The following is an 18,140-nucleotide window of genomic DNA, read 5'->3' on the forward strand; positions in this document are numbered from 1 at the left end:
GAACCGGGCTGGGTTCTCGGGGATCGTTGCCGTTCGGGTGCCTTCTCCGGCAGGTGTTCGGCCGCCGGACTGCCGTCAGCGCAGACGGCGCGGTCCGAGGTCGAGCGGGTGCGGTTCGGGCCCGATCCGCACGTGCGCGTCGGTGAGTTCGGCTCCCACCACCGAGGCCAGGACCGGTTCGCACACCAGTTCGCGCACCTCGGGCAGGTCGTCGGCGAGCGCCGAGATCCTCTGGACGAAGTCGACGAGTGCCGGCTTGTTCACCGGTGCGGCATTGCGATAGCCCGAGAGCAACGGCGCCGCCTTCGGCGCGTCGATCAACTCGACCGCCTCGTCCTCCGTGAGCGGAAGAACCCGGTAGGCGCGGTCGCCGAGCAGGTCGGAGATCACACCGGCGAGACCGAACGAGATGAGCGAACCGAACGACGGGTCGTCCTGCACACGGATCGCGCAACCGATGCCCTTGTGGGCCATCCGCTGCACGTGCATCAACGGCTCCCCCGACACCGCGGCCAGGTCGCAATAGGCGATCCGTACCGAATCGGCGTCTACGAGATCGAGCCGGACCCCGGTCAGATCGGGCCGGTGCCGCCACTGCGCACCGGTGGCCTTGACCGCCACGGGGAAGCCGATCTCGTCCGCCGCCGCGACCGCCTCCTCCTCGGTGGTGACGGCGCGGAAGTCCGCGACCTCGACTCCGTAGCAGGACAGCAGCAGGGCCGCCTCGGTATCCGACAGGTAGCGACCCTCGGGAGTCGTCTCGAGCCAGCCGTCCACGAGCGCACGGGCGCGCTCGGGATCGATGCCCGCCGGTCGCACGACCTGCGAGGGCGGACGACTGCGCCATTTCGCGTACCGCCACGCCCGCCCCAGGGCGAGCGCCGCTCGTTCCGGACCGGGATAGGACGGCACGGATCCGCGGGTCGGGTTGCCGTCCGGTCCGCGCACGGCCAGGACGTCGGGGATACCCTCGGTCGCCAGGAAGGTCGTGACCACCGGCTTCTCCGACCCGGCGACGGCGTCGCGCAGGGCCTGCGCGTAGGGCTGGACGTCGACGGCGACCGGCGGGACGAAGACCGCGATCACCGAGTCGACATCGGGTGAGTCGAGCGCCCGGGCGACGGCTTCGGCGAATTCCTCGGGCGACGCCTGCGCGCCGAGATCTACCGCGTCCGGTGCCTGCAGACCCTGGCCGCGGGCGGCGTCGACGGCGAGCAGACCCAGGGCGGTGGAGTTGCCGACCACGGCGACGCGGGGACCCGCGGGCAGCGGCTGGTAACCGAACAGCAGGGCCGAGTCGAAGAGCTGGCCGATGGACTCGACCTGGACGACACCGGCCTGCTCGAACAGGTACCGCACGATGGTGTCGTCCATCTCCCCCGTCCGGGCGGCGAGCGCCGGCGGCACCGCGTGGCGGCCGCTCTTGACGGCGACGATCGGTTTGCTGCGCGCCACCCGCCGCGCGATGCGCGAGAACTTGCGCGGGTTGCCGAAACTCTCCAGATACAGCAGCACCACTTCGGTGGCAGGATCGGTGTCCCAGTACTGCAGCAGGTCGTTGCCGGACAGGTCGGCGCGGTTGCCGGCCGAGACGAAGGACGACAGTCCGACACCCGTCTTGGCGGCCTCGTCGAGGATCGCGATGCCGAGGGCGCCGGACTGGCAGAAGAAACCGACGTTGCCGGACGCCGGGAGCACGGGCGCGAGGGTCGCGTTGAGTCGGATGGCGGGATCGTTGTTGGCGACACCGAGAGCATTCGGCCCGATGAGTCGCATACCGTGCGACCGCGCGGCCAGCGTGAGCCGCCGCTCGGCGTCGCGACCCTCCGGTCCGGTCTCGCCGAAACCGGACGAGACGACGAGCAGGGCCTTGACACCCTTCGCGAGACAGTCGTCGAGCACCGAGTCGATCGATTCGGCGGGGACGGCGGCGACCGCGAGATCGATCTCATCGGGGATGTCGCGGACGGTCGGGTAGGCGCGGACACCTCGGACGGACCGGTGTTCGGCGTTGACCGGGTAGACCGGCCCGGTGAACCCGCTGCGCAGCATGTTCACCAGCACGGCGTTGCCCACCTTGCGGCTGTCGGTGGAGGCACCGATGACGGCGACACTGCCGGGACCGAGGATGTTGCGCACGCTGCGCGCCTCGGCGGCGCGTTCGCGGGCGTTGCGGACCGAGACGAGGGCTTCGGTGGGGTCGATCGCGAACTCGAGCCGGACGACTCCCCCTTCGAAGCTGCGGCTGACCTGGTAGCCGGCTTCCCGGAAGACCGTGATCATGTGCCGGTTCTCGGCGAGGACCTCGGCGACGAAGGTGTGCAGTCCGTTCTCGGCGGCCGCGCCGGCGAGATGTTCGAGCAGGATCGGACCGAGACCGCGTCCCTGGTGAGCGTCGGCGACGGTGAAGGCCACCTCGGCGGAGAGACCGTCGCCCTCGTGCGAGAGTCCCTCGTACCGCCCGACGGCGATGATCTCGTCGCCGAGCACCGCGACGAACGCCACCCGGGACTTGTGGTCGACGACCGTGAAGTTGAACAGGTCCTTCTTCGAGATCGTCGGGTACGGACCGAAGTACCGCAGATAGCGGGTGCGTTCGGACAGTTTGCTGTGAAAGGCGACGATCGCGTCAGCGTCCTCGGGGACGATCGGCCGCAGGTGTACGACACCGCCGTCCGAGGCCAGCACGTCGGCGACCCAGTGCCGCGGATAGTCGCGGGCGCGCGCCAGCGCCGCCTCGCGCGCGGGGTCGGTCTCCCCTGTCGTCCCGGCACCCTGCGCGGGGGCCGCGCCCGTCGCAGACGCGGAGTCCGGTGCCGCCGAGGGATTCTGCCGGTCAGTCACGGGGGTCCTCCGGGTCCAGGCCGAGCAGCGGGAAGGCCGCCCGCCTCGTGGCGATGATCGCCGAATCGATGCGGGTCAGTGCGCGGTCCAGGGACGCGATCCCCGTTTCCGGTGTGCCACCGGGACCGTCCCACGGCAGGTACGAGACGTCGGAGCCCTCCCCCATGACCGTGGGCAGTTCGACGCTCGGAGCGAGAGCGCCGACGCGCTCGCTCCAGTCCGCCGGAACCGGGGTGCTCAGATCGATCTCGCGGTCCAGCGCCGCGGCGATCAAGTGGGTCCACGCGCGCGGCACCACCCGCACGAGGCCGTAACCGCCGCCGCCCACGGCGAGCCAGCGACCCTCGCAGTAGCGGTCGGCGAGATCGCGCATCGCGAGATACGACGCGCGCTGGCCGTCGACGGTCAGGGAGAGATCGGCCAGAGGGTCCTCGCGGTGGCTGTCGGCACCGCACTGACTGATGAGGATCTGGGGGCGGAACGCCGCGACCGCGCCCGGCACGACGGCATGGAAGGCGCGCAACCACAACGCGTCCACGGTGCCCGGCAGTACCGGCAGATTGATCGCGGTGCCCTCGGCCGGACCCGAACCGACCTCGCTGGACCACCCGGTGTTGGGCCACAGCGTCGCGGGATGCTGGTGCAGGGAGATGGTCAGGACGCGGGGATCGCCGAGGAATGCGTGCTGCACACCGTCGCCGTGGTGGGCGTCGACGTCGATGTAGGCGATGCGGTCGTAGCCGTGGTCGAGCAGCCACGAGATCGCGATGGCGGCGTCGTTGTAGACGCAGAACCCGGCGGCCCAGTCGGCCATCGCGTGGTGCATGCCGCCCCCGATGCTCACCGCACGGCGGGCCCGGCCGCTCGCGATCTCGCGTGCGGCCGCGAGGGTTCCCCCGGCGAGCGTCGCGCTGGCCTCGTGCATACGGGGGAAGATCGGGTTGTCCTCGGTGCCGAGACCGTGGGGTGCGTCGGCCGGGGGTGCCGCTCCCTCCGGAGCGGAGCCCGCGCGCTTGACCGCGTCGACGTAGGACGAGGTGTGGATGCGCAGCAGATCGGTGTCGTCCGCAGGGGACGGGCGGACCGTCTCGACGCCTTCGAGGAGACCGAGACTGCGGGACAGCGCCATCGTGAGATCGAGACGCGTGGGGTTCATCGGATGTGTCGGACCCCACCGGTAGTCGAGGTAGTCGGGGCTCCACACCACTATCCGATCGCCGCTCAGCTGTGTCGTACCGCCCGCCGCGGTGGAGCTCGTGGTCATGGACACAGACGCTACTGGTCCACCCACGGACATGCGAGCCTCGGAGGGCGCCCCCACCGTCCTGTTCGCACGGTTAGAATCGGCCCAGACGAAGGGGTGTGAGAGTGAAGGACCTGGTCGATACAACGGAGATGTATCTCCGGACCATCTACGACTTGGAAGAGGAAGGCGTGGTGCCGCTGCGCGCGCGTATTGCCGAGCGCCTCGAACAGAGCGGACCGACGGTCAGCCAGACCGTGGCCCGCATGGAACGCGACGGCCTGCTCCGGGTCGCCGGCGACCGCCACCTGCAGCTCACCGAGAAGGGCCGCGATCTCGCGGTCTCGGTCATGCGCAAGCACCGGCTCGCGGAACGGCTTCTCGTGGACGTGATCGGTCTCGACTGGGAGAACGTGCACGCCGAGGCCTGCCGCTGGGAACACGTGATGAGCGAGGAGGTCGAGCGCCGTCTCGTGGAGGTGCTCAACAACCCGACCACCTCCCCCTACGGCAACCCCATTCCAGGACTGGCCCAGCTCGGCCTCGACCGCACGGCGGTCCTCGACGAGAAGCTGGTGCGGTTGACGGACATCCCGCACGGCAAGCCGACCGCGGTCGTGGTACGCCGGCTCGCGGAGTACGTCCAGTCCGACCCCGAGGTCATCGCGCGACTGCGTGAGGCCGGTGTGGTCCCGGACGCGCGGGTTACAGTCGAGACGCGACCGGGCTCGGTGTCCATCACCGTGGCCGGTCACGACAGCTTCGAGCTTTCCGACGAGATGGCCCACGCCGTGCAGGTGAAGCAGGTCTGACCCAGGCCCCTTTTCGCATGTCCGGTACGGGCGTGCGAAAAGGGGATGTCCAGCGTGAGACTTCTGGTGACCGGCGGCGCCGGCTATGTGGGCAGCGTGTGCACGACCGTGTTGCTCGAGCAGGGCCACGACGTCGTGGTCGTCGACGACCTGTCCACCGGGAACGCCGAAGCGGTGCCCACCGGTGCCGAGTTCGTCGAGGGCGACATCGCGGCCGTCGCCGACGAACTGCTCTCCGGATCCCGTTTCGACGGCGTCCTCCACTTCGGTGCACAGTCCCTCGTCGGCGAGTCGGTGGAGTTCCCCGAGAAGTACTGGCAAGGAAACGTGGTGACCACCCTGGCCCTGCTCGAGGCCGTCCGCCGCTCGGGTACCCCACGGTTGGTGTTCTCCTCCACCGCCGCGACCTACGGCGAACCCGACAGCGTGCCGATCACCGAGGACGCGCCCACCCGGCCGACCAACCCATACGGTGCGTCGAAGCTCGCCATCGATCATGCGATCTCCTCGTACGCGCACGCTCACGGTCTCGCGGCGACGAGTCTGCGGTACTTCAACGTCGCCGGCGCCTACGGCGGTGCCGGGGAGAACCGGGTCGTCGAGACGCATCTGATCCCACTCGTGCTGCAGGTCGCTCTCGGTGTGCGCGATCACATCTCGGTCTTCGGCACCGACTGGCCGACCAAGGACGGCACCGCGGTGCGCGACTACATCCACGTCAAGGATCTCGCCGACGCCCACGTACTGGCACTGACGAAGTCCGAACCCGGCCGCCACGGCATCTACAACCTCGGCAGCGGAGAGGGCTTCACCGTCCGCGAGGTCATCTCGGCGTGCGAGCGAGTCACGGGCCTGCCGATCGCAGCGGTCGACGCGCCGCGCCGTGCCGGTGATCCGGCCGTGCTCATCGCCTCGAGCAGCCGCGCGATCTCCGAGCTCGGGTGGAACCCCCAGCACACCGATCTCGACGAGATCGTCTCCGATGCGTGGGAGTTCACCCGGTCTCTCGGCGACCGGCTGCACGCTGCTCGACGCTGATCGAGGACACGGCTCCGGTTCAGGACGGTTCGTCGCCGCGCGGCAGTTCGAGTCCCAGCCGCGCCGCGATCTCGTGTCCGGTCTCCGCGAGGCCACGGATCGACTCGGGACGCAGTCCCGCCTGCAGGGCCTGGTCGAGCAGATCCGAAAGCCGGTGGCGGGGATCGGATTCGAGGGCCGCTGCGAGCGCGACGCCGGCGAGCGGACCGTCGCCGCGCACGTAAGCGCCGAAGCCGACAAGCGCGGCGGCATCGGCCCGCTCGGGATCGGGCAGGGCCCGGGCGAGCTCGGTCCACAGACGCTCCGCCGGCCGTGCGAGCGGTCCGGTCGCAAGTCCCATGGCGGCGTCGCGCACCGTGCGGTTGGCGAGCAGGACGGCCAGCTCGGCGATGTCGGACGCGCTGGGATCCGTTCCGCCGGCGTACGTCTCGATGTGTGCGAGCACGGTTTCGAGTTCGAGACGGTCGGCGCGTTCGCCGCCGCCCTCGCGGGCACAGCGTTCGTACTCGCGGTCGCGGGTCTCGACGACCTCGTCGATACACCGCGCGACCTCCTGCCTCACCGCCGGCGGATACGGCGCGAGCAGTGCGGCGAGCTCGGTGCGGGAGCCGCGGATCGGGCTGCCCTCGAACACCCGGGCCACCGCGACCACCGAGGACCCGGGATCGGCCACGCTGCCGGTGATGTTCTGGCCGGGCACGAACCAGGTCGCTCCACCGGTGATCTCCGGTAGCGCGTACACCCCCGCCAGGTCGATGCCGACGGCGTCGAGATGGTCGGCGAAGTCGTCGACGAGCCTGCACACGTCGGCGATCACCGGATCGTGCCGGTCGATGAGATCGTCGTCCACGAGAACGGCCACCACAGATTCCGCGCCCTCGCGGGCACAGACGGCGCAGAAGCGCCGGAACGCCGCGCGCATGGGTTCCGGGACCGACTCTCCGGGCCGGGGCAGGACGAGGTCGTGCCGCATCACGGCGCCGATACTCGCCACCTTCCCGTTCGGGCGGGTCGGAGCGTCACCCGTCGGGGTCAGGCACATCACGACGATCGAACGCATCGGCGGGAAGCCCATGAGGGCGGGCAGGGCGGCGATCACGTCACCGACATCGGTGAGACGGAGGGGATGCGACGACGAAGGCGTGGAAGTTGTCATGCTCGAACCGTGGCCCATCGGCCCGAGCGGAAAGCGACTCCCGGGGTCGTTCCGCGGCCTTCTGGGGATGAACCGGCCGGCTGTGGACAACTCCGCGACCGGCATCGTCGACCCGTGCCGAACGGACGATCCCGTCGGTGAACGCTGTTAGGGTGCGCGCCCGGCCCCGTCAGGGGCGGGCGGCGAAGTCGACGGCCTCCCGGAACACGAGGTCGAGATTGTCGGCGTCGGGCGGCGCCGCGTCGAAGGACAGGTACGTGACCGTCACACGCACGTCCCCGATCTGCGCGATCCGCGCGGCCATCGACTGCGTCATGCCACCCGATCCCCTGCCGGAGTCGACCGTGCGGGTCAGGGCCAGCGTCTCGGCCCCGTCGACGGCTATCGCGGGATCGTCGCCGAGGACGGTCGAGACGGTCGAGGTGATCCCCCGCACGGTGGCGTCCACCTGCGAGCACTCGGTGAGATAGGTGCGGTACTCGCCGACGTCCGGAGCGGAACGGGTGACCTCGACACTGATCGTCGCGCGACTGGCGTTGTCGGTACCGACCACCATGGCGGTGCTCTCGGGGCCGTAATTCTGCGCGGGCGGCAGACATCCGCCCGGATCGACCTTCGAGCCGGGCTGGATCCCGGTCAGGTCGGGCGCTGCCTGTGCCACGGCCTCCGGTGGGAGGACCACCGCGACGTACGGTTCGGGAAAACGTTCGGGAGGAAGCACCAGCTCGCCCAGTGCCCGGACAATCGCGGGTGCAGGTGCAGGCGCGGTTCCCGTCAGGGCTGCCGGTTCGGGCCGGGGGTCGCCGGAGACGGTCTGGGAGCAGGCGGATGCGAGCATCAGGCACGCTGTCGCCACCGCGCTTCGGGCGGCCGATGCGCGGCGCCTCGGACGAGTGTCGCGTCGGGTCACCCGAACCTCCCTCGGTCGTCGACGTCGGGCAGGATGTGCGCCCCGGAACGGTCGTCGTAGCGTCGATTAGACTCGAACACCACCATGCCACGTCGGGTGACCCCGGCGGAGATGCCGAGACGAAGTGTGATCGGAGTGGTTCGCAGATGGACGAACAGTCCCGCATGTACGAGCTGGAATTCCCGGCTCCGCAGCTCACCTCCCCGGAAGGTGAGGGGCCGGTCCTCGTACACGGTCTCGAAGGTTTCGCCGACGCGGGACACGCGGTGCGCCTGGCGACCACGCACCTGCGCGAGAGTCTGGAGACCGAGCTCGTCGCGTCGTTCGCCGTCGACGAACTGATCGACTACCGGTCGCGTCGGCCGCTCATGACGTTCAAGGCCGACCACTTCTCGGACTACGCCGAGCCCGAACTGAACCTGTACGCGCTCATCGATGAGGCCGGCACCCCGTTCCTACTGCTCGCGGGTGCCGAGCCGGATCTGAAGTGGGAGCGTTTCATCACCGCGGTGCGGTTGCTCGCCGAGCAGTTCGGGGTGCGGCGGACCATCGGACTCAACGCGATCCCCATGGCGATCCCGCACACCCGGCCGTTGGCGGTCACCGCGCACTCGACGAACAAGGACCTCATCGCGGGGCACCACCGTTGGTCGGGCGAGCTTCAGGTGCCCGCGGGAGTGTCGTCGCTGCTCGAATACCGCATGGGCCAGCACGGGCACGAGTCCGTAGGCTTCTCCGTGCACGTGCCGCACTATCTCGCCCAGACCGACTATCCGGCGGCCGCCGAGACGCTGCTGACGAACGTCGCAGAGGTCGGCGGCCTCGAGCTGTCTCTGCAGGCGCTCGGTGAGGCCGCGGCGCGGGTGCGGGAGCAGATCGACGAGCACATCGAGGACAATGCCGAGGTCCTCGGCGTGGTGCACGCGCTCGAGCGGCAATACGACAGCTACGTCGCCGCCCAGGAACAGCAGACCTCTCCCCTGCCGACCGACGAGAGTCTGCCGACGGGTGAGGAGATCGGGGCGGAGTTCGAGCGGTTCCTCGCCGAATACGACCGGCGCGGCGCCGGTCCCGGCGGCGATCTCCCCGGTCCGGACGACGGAAGAACCGGCGACGGCGGATTCGGCGAGTTCGACCCGGACGACGGGGACGATTCCGCTCCGCGTTGACACCACGGCGGGTTCGCCGGATGTTTCATGATCATCACAATCGTCGTTGTCGACGTCACATACAGACATGTACGCTTCGGCGACATGCCACAGTGGTAGTTGTGTCCGGTTCTCGGCCACGGGTCGGGCAGCCTGACTACCACCACGCGATCACCGACGTCGCAGGAGACGCTCATGGTTCCACCGCGCGCCCGGACGCTCCGCCCGGTTCCGGACAACGAACCCCGCATCGTGTTCCGCACGATCCACGGTTACCGACGCGCGTTCCGCCTGGCCGGAAGCGGTCCCGCACTGCTGCTCGTACACGGAATCGGTGACGACTCGTCGACCTGGCAGGACGTGATCCCGCACCTGGCGGAGAAGTACACCGTGATCGCCCCCGACCTGCTCGGGCACGGTCGATCCGACAAGCCGCGGGCCGACTACTCGGTGGCCGCCTACGCGAACGGTATGCGCGACCTGCTGTCGGTCCTCGGGATCGAATCGGTCACGGTGATCGGCCATTCGCTCGGCGGCGGGGTGGCGATGCAGTTCGCCTACCAGTTCCCGCACATGGTCGAGCGTCTGGTGCTCGTCGCGTCCGGCGGGGTCACCAAGGACGTCCATCTTGCCCTGCGGCTGATCTCGGTGCCGATCGTCAGCGAAGCGCTGCGGGTCCTGAGACTGCCCGGGGCGATGCCCGTCCTGCGCGCTGCCGGCGCGATGCTGAACCGGGTCAACGGATCGCCACTGAGGCCCGGTGCCCTGCTGCACGACACCTCGGATCTGGTGCGCGTACTGGGGAACCTCCCCGACCCCACGGCCTACGAAGCGTATTTGCGCACGCTGCGCGCGGTGGTCGACTGGCGCGGTCAGGTGGTGACCATGCTCGACCGCTGTTATCTGACGGAGAACCTTCCCGTCCAGCTCATCTGGGGCGATCACGACAGCGTCATCCCCATCGCCCACGCCTATCTCGCGCATTCGGCCATGCCCGGTTCACGTCTCGAGATCTTCCGGGGCTCCGGCCACTTCCCGTTCCGCGACGACCCGCTGCGCTTCCTGCGGGTGGTCGAGAACTTCCTGGAGACCACCGCTCCCCTGGAGTTCGACCTCGACCGCTGGCGCCGGCTCCTCGTGTCGGGTGTGAGCGAGTCGCAGATCAGCGGTGGCCCGGAGACCCGCATGGCGGTGCTCGGCGCGATGGGTTCGGACGAGCGCAGCGCCACCTGACCTGCACTACACGCCGGGCCACGCGACCCGCGGCGGTGGGTCGGGTCCTTCCGACTAGCCTGGAGAAGTGCTGCTTCCCGATCTGATACCCGACCCCGTCGACGACGACGCGCTGTTCGACGCGTTCACCACCTGGACGACGGATCGTGGCATCTCGCTGTATCCGGCGCAGGAGGAAGCGCTCATGGAGCTCGTCGCCGGCTCCAACGTCATCCTCGCCACGCCCACCGGCTCGGGAAAGTCGATGGTAGCGCTCGGCGCGCACTTCTTCGCGCTCGCTGCCGGGAAGCGCACCTTCTACACCGCCCCGATCAAGGCGCTCGTGAGCGAGAAGTTCTTCGCCCTGTGTGACGTCTTCGGTGCCGACAAGGTCGGCATGATGACCGGCGACGCATCGGTCAACGCCGGAGCGCCGATCATCTGCGCGACCGCCGAGATCGTCGCGAATCTCGCGTTGCGCGAGGGACCGGACTCCGACATCGGCCAGGTCGTGATGGACGAGTTCCACTTCTACTCCGAACCCGACCGCGGGTGGGCGTGGCAGGTTCCGCTCATCGAGTTGCCGCACGCGCAGTTCCTGCTCATGTCCGCGACGCTCGGCGACGTGACCTTCCTACAGAAGGATCTGACCCGCCGCACCGGACGGCCGACGGTGGAGGTCTCGGGCTCCGAACGACCCGTCCCGTTGACCTTCTCGTACTCGCAGGCACCCATCGGTGAAGCGATCGAAGAACTCGTCACTACCCATCAGGCACCCGTCTACGTCGTGCACTTCACCCAGGCCGCGGCCCTCGAGCGCGCCCAGGCCCTGACCAGCGTGAACATGTGCACGAAGGCCGAGAAGGAGGCGATCGCCACCGCGCTGGGCGACTTCCGGTTCTCCACCGGCTTCGGCAAGACCCTCTCGCGTCTCGTCCGGCACGGTATCGGTGTGCACCATGCGGGCATGCTGCCGAAGTACCGGCGCCTGATCGAGAAGCTCGCGCAGGACGGGCTCCTGAAGGTCATCTGCGGAACCGACACTCTCGGCGTCGGCATCAACGTGCCGATCCGCACCGTGTTGCTCACGGGCCTGACGAAGTTCGACGGCACCCGCACCCGGCAGCTCAAGGCGCGCGAGTTCCACCAGATCGCCGGTCGCGCAGGCCGCGCGGGATACGACACGATGGGCACCGTCGTCGTACAGGCCCCCGAGCACGAGATCGAGAACGTCCGGGCCCTCGCCAAGGCCGGGGACGACCCGAAGAAGCGCCGGAAGGTGCAGCGTAAGAAGGCACCCGAAGGGTTCGTCTCGTGGGGTGAGGGCACCTTCGACAAGCTGATCGCGGCGTCGCCCGAACCGCTGCAGTCACGGTTCTCGGTGAGCAACTCGATGCTGCTCAACGTCATTGCGCGACCGGGCAACTGCTTCGACGCGATGCGGCATCTGCTCGAGGACAACCACGAACCCCGTCCGGCGCAGCGCAAGCACATCCTCAAGGCGATCTCGCTGTACCGGGGCCTGCTCCAAGCGGATGTGGTGCAGCAACTCGACGAGCCCGACGAGTTCGGGCGCCGGGCCCGCCTCACCGTCGACCTGCAACGCGACTTCGCGCTCAACCAGCCGCTGTCGCCGTTCGCCCTCGCAGCGATCGAACTGCTCGACGTCGACTCCCCCACCTACGCGCTCGATGTGGTGTCGGTCATCGAATCGACCCTCGACGATCCCCGTCAGGTGCTCATGGCGCAGCAGCATGCCGCACGCGGTGAGGCCGTCGCACAGATGAAGGCCGACGGCATCGAGTACGACGAGCGGATGGAACTGCTCGAGGAGATCACCTGGCCCAAGCCGCTCATGGAGCTGCTCGAGCCGGCCTTCGAGACGTACCGGGGTGGGCATCCCTGGGTGTCGGAGTTCCCCCTCTCCCCGAAGTCGGTGGTGCGCGACATGATCGAGCGCAGCATGACCTTCTCCGAGATGGTCTCGCACTACGGCCTGGCCCGCTCCGAGGGGCTGGTCCTGCGCTATCTCGCCGACGCCTACCGCGCGCTGCGGCAGACGGTGCCGGACGCCGCGCGCACGGAGGAACTCGAGGACATCATCGAGTGGCTCGGCGAGCTGATCCGGCAGGTCGACTCATCGTTGCTCGACGAGTGGGAGTCCCTCACCCATCCCGGGGTGGAATCCGACGACCAGCAGATCGCGTTCGGCGTCGACTCCCCTCGCCCGTTGTCCGCGAACGTCCGCGCGTTCAAGGTCATGGTCCGCAACGCGATGTTCAAGCGGGTCGAACTGGCCTCGCGTCGACGCTGGGACGAACTCGCGGCCCTCGGCGACGGTCTCGACGCCGAGGACTGGGAAGACCTGCTCGAGCTGTACTTCGACGAGTACGACGAGATCGGTACCGGCCCCGACGCGCGTGGACCGCTGCTGTTCACCGTCGAGATGGGTCCCGAGTTGTGGCGGGTGCGTCAGACCCTGCACGATCCGCAGGGCGATCACGGCTGGGCGTTGATCGGCGAGGTGAACCTCCGCGAGTCCGATGCGGCCGGTGAAGTGGTGTTCGACGAGTTCGAGATCGTCGAGGGCTGATCGTCGCAGGCGGCGGACCTCGGGAGCGGTAGCCTGACTCGGTGAGCGAACCGACCGTGCAACCCTTCCGCTTGGCCTACGTCCCGGGTGTCACCCCCGCGAAGTGGGTGCGGGTGTGGAACGAGCGGATGCCGGACGTCCCGATCGAACTGGTCCCCGTCGAACCCACGGCCGGTGCGGATCCGCTACGCGAGGACGTCGCCGACATCGCGCTGCTGCGCCTGCCGCTGCAGCGGGACGGCCTGTCGGTCATCCCGCTCTACACCGAGGTCTCCGTCGTAGTGGTGCCCAAGGAGCACGTGTTCGCGGCGGTCGACGAGGTGTCGGTGTCCGACCTCGCCGACGAGACGGTGCTGCATCCGCTCGACGACGTGCTCGACTGGGTCGCCCTACCCGGTGAGGAGGCGTTCGAGCGGCCCGCGACCACCGAGGACGCGATCTCGCACGTCGCCTCGGAGGTGGGTGTGCTCGTCACGCCGCAGTCGCTCGCCCGCCTGCACCACCGCCGCGACCTGACCTACCGTCCCGTCGTCGACGCGCCCGCGTCCCAGGTGGGTCTCGTGTGGGTCACCGACCGGACGACCGATCACGTCGACGAGTTCGTGGGCATCGTCCGGGGACGGACGGCCAACAGTTCCCGTGGCCGCAGCGATTCCGACCCGGACGCCGAGTCGGGCGGCACCTCGCGTCGTGGCGAACGCAAGGGCTCGACCCCGAAGCGCCGCGCGCCCGAGCCCAAGACGTCCCGCCGGGCGGGGACGTCCGCGCGGAAGCGCCCCGGGAAGCCTCGGCGTGGTCGGCGCTGAGGGGGTCTTCGTCAGGAGACGGGGCGGCAGGTCGGCGGGACGCAGCCGCGGATGGTCTCGGCGAGGATGCGGTAGTCGACTCCGCGCGGGGACGACGAGCGGAACACCAGTCCGATGCGGCGGCCGGGTGCCGGGTCCGCGAAGTGCGCGACCTCGAGGTCTCCCCGGGCGGTTTCGACAGCGACCGCGGAGGCCGGGACGAGGGTGATACCCAATCGTCCTGCGACGCAGCGCACCACGGTGGACAGGGAGGTCGCGCGGGTGTCACCGAGTGCCGGTCGCGCGTCGACGGACCGGCACAGGTCGAGTGTCTGGTCGCGCAGGCAGTGGCCTTCGTCGAGTAGCAGCAGTTGCGCGTCGTCGAGTGCGGAGACCGAGAGATCGGTGCGCCCGGCGAGTTCGTGTCCGGTCGGCAGGACGAGGACGAAATCCTCGTCGTACAGCGGAACTTCGATGACACCCGAGACGTCTGCGGGCAGGGCGAGGACGGCGACGTCGAGGGTTCCGGCGCGCAGGGCGTCGAGGAGACGCGCGGTCTGGTCCTCGACGACCTGCAGCGACAGCGCCGGCATCGCCCGGTCGAGTGCGGGCAGGATCTCGGGCAGGACGTAGGGCGCGACGGTGGGGATCAGGCCCACCCGCAGCGGGCCCGAGAGTCCGTCGGACACTCCTGCAGCCGCGTCGACGAAGCCGTCGGCGGCGTCGAGTACCACCTCCGCGTAGGGAAGCAGGCGCGCTCCCACCGGTGTCACGAGCACGCGGCGGGTGCTCCGCTCGATGAGCTGGACGCCGAGGCCGTTCTCGAGAGCCGCCAGCCCCTGGGACAGGGTGGGCTGGCTGACCTCGAGTCGCGCTGCTGCCGTGCCGAAGTGGCGGTAGGTGGCCACCGCGACGAAGGCACGCAGCTGCGAGAGGGTGGGCTGGTAGCTCTGATCGGTCACGCCTATCAGTGTAGTGCGACCTATCGCCTCTACCTTTCGCAGCTATCGGACGGTCGTGCGTCGACCACGAGACGGGCGCTCGCTGCGCCGACTGCCAGGTCCTACGACGCCGAGCCCGCCGCTCTTCCGGCAGCGAGGTCGTCCTCGTCCAGCACGACCTCGATCTCGCCACCGAACTCCACACCGGGAGCGAGCGGCAGCCGGTCGCCGCTCCAGAACCGGCCGGGGTCGTACCAGTTGCTCCCCCGGTGCCGTTGCCGCAGCAACCCCATCTCCTCCAGCGTCAGCCCCACCACTTCGGCGCAGTACGCGCTCTCGAGCCCACCCGACGGGACGGCCGCCCGGCGACGGCGCGGGAGTCGGCCCGCGAACCATCGCCCCGTGAGTTTCGTCGTCGACGGGAACGGTGTGCCGTCGAGCCGCGCGATCGTGCGCAGCAGCTGGTCCTCCTGGTCCGGGGTGACCGCCACCGAGATCTGCCGCAGCCAGCCGCGCTGGCCGTAACGCGCGGCCCACACCTGCACCGCACTGCGCAGGTCGTGCAACTGCACGCCGCGCTGGTGCCGCCCGGTCCACATGTCCGGGAGACTGCGTCCGAGCTCGGCGTGCCACATCAGCGGCGGCAGGTCCTCGAGCGCGACCGTCATCCCCACGTGGTTCACCGGTGCGTTGGTCAGCGTCTGGATTGCTCGGTCGGCCGGGGTGGCGCCGCGGAAGATCCACAGGTCCCCCGTGCGGGTCGTCGCCACGGCCTCGTCGAGGGTGAGACGCGAACGCGCACCGGCGGACCGATCTGCCGACGAAGTGTCCATGCCGTCAGCCTGCCATGCCCGACGGCCGCTGGGGTCGTCCCCATGACCCCGACGGACCGCTAGGGTCGCCCCATGGCACTGCGCGGTGGCAAGTGGTGGAAGCTCGTCGGACTCGCCGGGATCGTGGGAGTCGCGGCGACCGGTGCCGTCGCCGCCCGCAACGAGCGGCAACGACGGAACTACAGCCCAGACGAGGTGCGGTCGGTGCTGCACGAACGCTATGCCCGTTCGCTCGCCGCACGCGACGGCAGCGCCGAACTCCCCCTCGCCGAGGTACCGGTCGGGCCGAAGGAAAAGATCAGCCGAGTGCTGCGGCGATTCCGTCGGCGAGATCGGTGATCTGCTCGTCGGTCATCACGAACGACGGGGAGATCTGCATCGCGCCCTGACCGGCCGCGCGTCCCGAGATCCCGTGCTGCCGCAGGGTCTTGACGAAACCGAGCGCCTCGGACGGATCGGTGAGCTGCACGGCCGCCACCGCACCGAGGCCGCTGCGCACCTCCGCCACCCGCGGGTGGTCCGCCAGCGGAGCGAGCTTCTCGTGCAGCGTCCGCTCGATCCGCGCCGCCTCGGCGAGCAGATTCTCACGCTCGATGATGTCGAGGTTGGCGAGGGCGGCCGCTGCGGCTGCAGCATGCCCGCCGTAGGTGTATCCGTGGCGCCACCACACGCCTCCGGCGAAGAACGGTTCGGCGACCCGCGGAGCGACGAACAGGGCGCCCATCGGCAGGTAGCCGGAGGTGAGTCCCTTGGCGGTGGTGACCATGTCGGGCTCCAGGTCGAATCGCGACGACGCGAACCACGAACCACCGATACGACCGAAGCCGGTGACCACCTCGTCGACGACGAACAGGATGTCGTGGTCGCGGCAGATGTCGCGGATCTCGGCGAGATAGCCGTCCGGCGGCAGGTACACCCCGCCCGCACCGATGACGGGTTCGCAGAAGAAGGCCGCGATGGAGTCGGCACCGACCGAATCGATGAGTTCGAGCAGCGCCTTGGCGTCGTCCCACGCAACCCGCGCGGTGTCCTCCCACAGGCGGCCGTAGCCCTCACCGTTGACGGGGATACCGGCGAGCGAGGTGCCGCCGACGTGCATGCCGTGGTACGCCTTCTCGCGCGAGACCAGCAGCCGCTTGCCGGGCTTCCCGACCTCCTGCCAGTACCGCCGCGCGAGCTTGGCCGCCGAGTCGACGGAGTCGGATCCACCGGAGGTGAAGAAGATCTTGCTGCCCGGAACCGGGGCGATCCCCGCGAGACGCTCGGCGAGTTCGACGGCGGGCTCGGAGGTCAGGTCGCCGAAGTTCGAGTAGTGGGCGAGTTTGGCGACCTGCGCTGCGATCGCGTCGCCGATCTCGGTGCGGCCGTGACCGACATTGGTGAACCACAGTCCGGCGGTGGCATCGAGGTAACGGTTGCCGGCGTCGTCCCAGATGTACGCGCCTTCCCCGCGCGACACGACGAATGCGCCGTCCCGTTCGATCGCGCCCATATCGGCGAATCCGTGCCACAACGCACCCACGACCAACTCCCGTCCACGACGATCACGACACCCGTCATCGTATGCGGAGGAAACGACTCTGGCGCCGGAGGCCCGTACCCGCCACCCTGGTGCCATGACCGAGTTCCGCTTCTCCGTCAACATCTTCGAGGTCGGGTCTCCCGATGCGTTCGTTCGCTGGTGCCGCGCCGTCGAGGACGCGGGTTTCGACGCGGTGTACGCGGCCGACCATCTCGGTGTCCCCGCGCCGTTCCCCGTCCTGGTCGCCGCCGCCGGTGCCACCGAGCGTCTGCGGGTCGGCACGATGGTGCTCAATGCCGGTTTCTGGAATCCGGCACTGCTCGCCCGCGAGATCGCGACCACCGATCTGCTCACCGGCGGCCGGCTCGAGGTCGGCCTCGGCGCAGGCCACATGAGATGGGAGTTCGAGGCGGCCGGGATCGAGTGGGAGCGCTTCGACGAGCGCGCCGAGAGACTCGAATCCACCGTGCAGGAACTGCAGCGATCGTTCACCGGGTCCGGCTTCGACGAGCAGGCAGCGCTGCGCGAAGCGTTCGACCTGCCCGTACTCCGGCCGATGCAACGGCGCGGATTCGGCGGCTACGGTCCGCCCCTGATCGTCGGAGGCACCGGCGACCGGATCCTCGCCGTCGCCGCCGCCCATGCCGACATCGTGAGCGTCGCCGGCGCCGTCCAACTCCCGGGGAGGCCACCGGGGACGTTCCGCATCGCCACGGCGGCCGAGGCCGACGACCGGGTCGCGTTCGTGCGGGCACGGGCCGGCGACCGGGTGGAGGACATCGAGTGGCACACCCTGCTCCAGGCGGTCGTCGAGACCGACGACCGGGTGGGCACCGCCGCCGCGCTCGCCGAGCGATTCGAGCACACCGTGAGCGCCGACGACCTGCTCGACTCGCCGTTCGTGCTGATCGGCACGGTCGACGAGATGGCCGGGCAGATCCTGCACAGCCGGGAGCGCTACGGGTTCACCCACTTCACGGTCCACGCCCCGTACCGGGAGATCTTCGGTGAAGTGATCGGCCGGGTGCGTGCTCTGGCGGGCTGACCACCTGGCCTGCCTGCCCTCCCCGACCGGCCCCGACCGGGTCGTTTCGCTAGGCTGT

15 protein-coding genes are annotated in these 18,140 nt (G+C 69.5%); 8 read left to right on the forward strand and 7 right to left on the reverse strand.

Going from position 1 to position 18,140, the window contains the following annotated elements:
• Window positions 1-75 precede the first annotated feature (75 nt).
• Together NVV99_RS02810 and NVV99_RS02815 are read right to left on the reverse strand one after the other, a co-directional pair.
• Complete coding sequence (locus tag NVV99_RS02810) at window positions 76-2,730, reverse strand: bifunctional GNAT family N-acetyltransferase/acetate--CoA ligase family protein (protein ID WP_051424908.1); 2,655 nt, start codon at window positions 2,728-2,730, stop codon at window positions 76-78.
• A gap of 106 nt (window positions 2,731-2,836) precedes the next feature.
• On the reverse strand, window positions 2,837-4,108 hold the full coding sequence (locus NVV99_RS02815) for an acetoin utilization protein AcuC (protein WP_006551331.1): 1,272 nt from the start codon (window positions 4,106-4,108) through the stop codon (window positions 2,837-2,839).
• A gap of 104 nt (window positions 4,109-4,212) precedes the next feature.
• Between NVV99_RS02815 and NVV99_RS02820 the strand changes: the two genes are divergently transcribed.
• Together NVV99_RS02820 and galE are read left to right on the forward strand one after the other, a co-directional pair.
• A complete protein-coding gene (locus tag NVV99_RS02820) occupies window positions 4,213-4,899 on the forward strand; it encodes a metal-dependent transcriptional regulator (protein WP_006551330.1) in 687 nt (228 codons plus the stop codon).
• A 45-nt stretch (window positions 4,900-4,944) separates the two neighbouring features.
• On the forward strand, window positions 4,945-5,937 hold the full coding sequence (gene galE / locus NVV99_RS02825) for a UDP-glucose 4-epimerase GalE (protein ID WP_175427942.1): 993 nt from the start codon (window positions 4,945-4,947) through the stop codon (window positions 5,935-5,937).
• Window positions 5,938-5,956: 19 nt separating this feature from the next.
• Here the strand turns inward: galE and NVV99_RS02830 are convergent, their stop codons facing one another.
• Both NVV99_RS02830 and NVV99_RS02835 read right to left on the reverse strand, forming a co-directional pair.
• Window positions 5,957-7,093, reverse strand: a complete 1,137-nt coding sequence (locus tag NVV99_RS02830) for a DUF4192 domain-containing protein (protein ID WP_024100702.1) — start codon at window positions 7,091-7,093, stop codon at window positions 5,957-5,959.
• Between the two features lie 169 nt (window positions 7,094-7,262).
• Window positions 7,263-7,931 carry a DUF5642 family protein gene (locus tag NVV99_RS02835; protein ID WP_041803311.1) on the reverse strand — a complete coding sequence of 223 codons (669 nt, stop codon included), beginning with the start codon at window positions 7,929-7,931 and terminating at the stop codon, window positions 7,263-7,265.
• A 218-nt stretch (window positions 7,932-8,149) separates the two neighbouring features.
• On the opposite strand from NVV99_RS02835, the gene NVV99_RS02840 reads away from it, so the two are divergent.
• From NVV99_RS02840 to NVV99_RS02855, 4 genes are all read left to right on the forward strand, one after another.
• A complete protein-coding gene (locus NVV99_RS02840; protein ID WP_024100699.1) occupies window positions 8,150-9,172 on the forward strand; it encodes a proteasome assembly chaperone family protein in 1,023 nt (340 codons plus the stop codon).
• Window positions 9,173-9,346: 174 nt separating this feature from the next.
• Window positions 9,347-10,384 (forward strand): alpha/beta fold hydrolase, encoded by a 1,038-nt coding sequence (locus tag NVV99_RS02845; RefSeq protein WP_006551325.1) that lies wholly within the window; start codon window positions 9,347-9,349, stop codon window positions 10,382-10,384.
• A gap of 67 nt (window positions 10,385-10,451) precedes the next feature.
• Window positions 10,452-12,956, forward strand: coding sequence for an RNA helicase (locus tag NVV99_RS02850; protein ID WP_024100698.1), 2,505 nt, complete (start codon window positions 10,452-10,454; stop codon window positions 12,954-12,956).
• A gap of 41 nt (window positions 12,957-12,997) precedes the next feature.
• Complete coding sequence (locus tag NVV99_RS02855; RefSeq protein WP_024100697.1) at window positions 12,998-13,762, forward strand: LysR family substrate-binding domain-containing protein; 765 nt, start codon at window positions 12,998-13,000, stop codon at window positions 13,760-13,762.
• Window positions 13,763-13,773: 11 nt separating this feature from the next.
• On the opposite strand, the gene NVV99_RS02860 is transcribed toward NVV99_RS02855, so the two are convergent.
• Window positions 13,774-14,703, reverse strand: coding sequence for a hydrogen peroxide-inducible genes activator (locus NVV99_RS02860; RefSeq protein WP_024100696.1), 930 nt, complete (start codon window positions 14,701-14,703; stop codon window positions 13,774-13,776).
• A 101-nt stretch (window positions 14,704-14,804) separates the two neighbouring features.
• Window positions 14,805-15,515 carry a hypothetical protein gene (locus NVV99_RS02865; protein ID WP_024100695.1) on the reverse strand — a complete coding sequence of 237 codons (711 nt, stop codon included), beginning with the start codon at window positions 15,513-15,515 and terminating at the stop codon, window positions 14,805-14,807.
• Window positions 15,516-15,587: 72 nt separating this feature from the next.
• Between NVV99_RS02865 and NVV99_RS02870 the strand changes: the two genes are divergently transcribed.
• Entirely contained in the window at window positions 15,588-15,854 is a 267-nt protein-coding gene (locus NVV99_RS02870; RefSeq protein ID WP_019289192.1) for a hypothetical protein, read from the forward strand.
• Here NVV99_RS02870 and NVV99_RS02875 read toward each other — a convergent pair.
• Window positions 15,814-17,007, reverse strand: a complete 1,194-nt coding sequence (locus tag NVV99_RS02875) for an aspartate aminotransferase family protein (protein WP_051424907.1) — start codon at window positions 17,005-17,007, stop codon at window positions 15,814-15,816. The two genes, NVV99_RS02870 and NVV99_RS02875, sit on opposite strands and share 41 nt — an antisense overlap.
• Before the next feature lie 124 nt (window positions 17,008-17,131).
• Here NVV99_RS02875 and NVV99_RS02880 point away from each other — a divergent pair, with 124 nt between their 5' ends.
• Window positions 17,132-18,082, forward strand: a complete 951-nt coding sequence (locus tag NVV99_RS02880; protein WP_024100693.1) for a TIGR03621 family F420-dependent LLM class oxidoreductase — start codon at window positions 17,132-17,134, stop codon at window positions 18,080-18,082.
• The last annotated feature ends 58 nt before the right edge of the window (window positions 18,083-18,140 follow it).

The organism is Rhodococcus sp. PAE-6, from assembly GCF_025290685.1.
Lineage (GTDB): Bacteria > Actinomycetota > Actinomycetes > Mycobacteriales > Mycobacteriaceae > Rhodococcus > Rhodococcus pyridinivorans.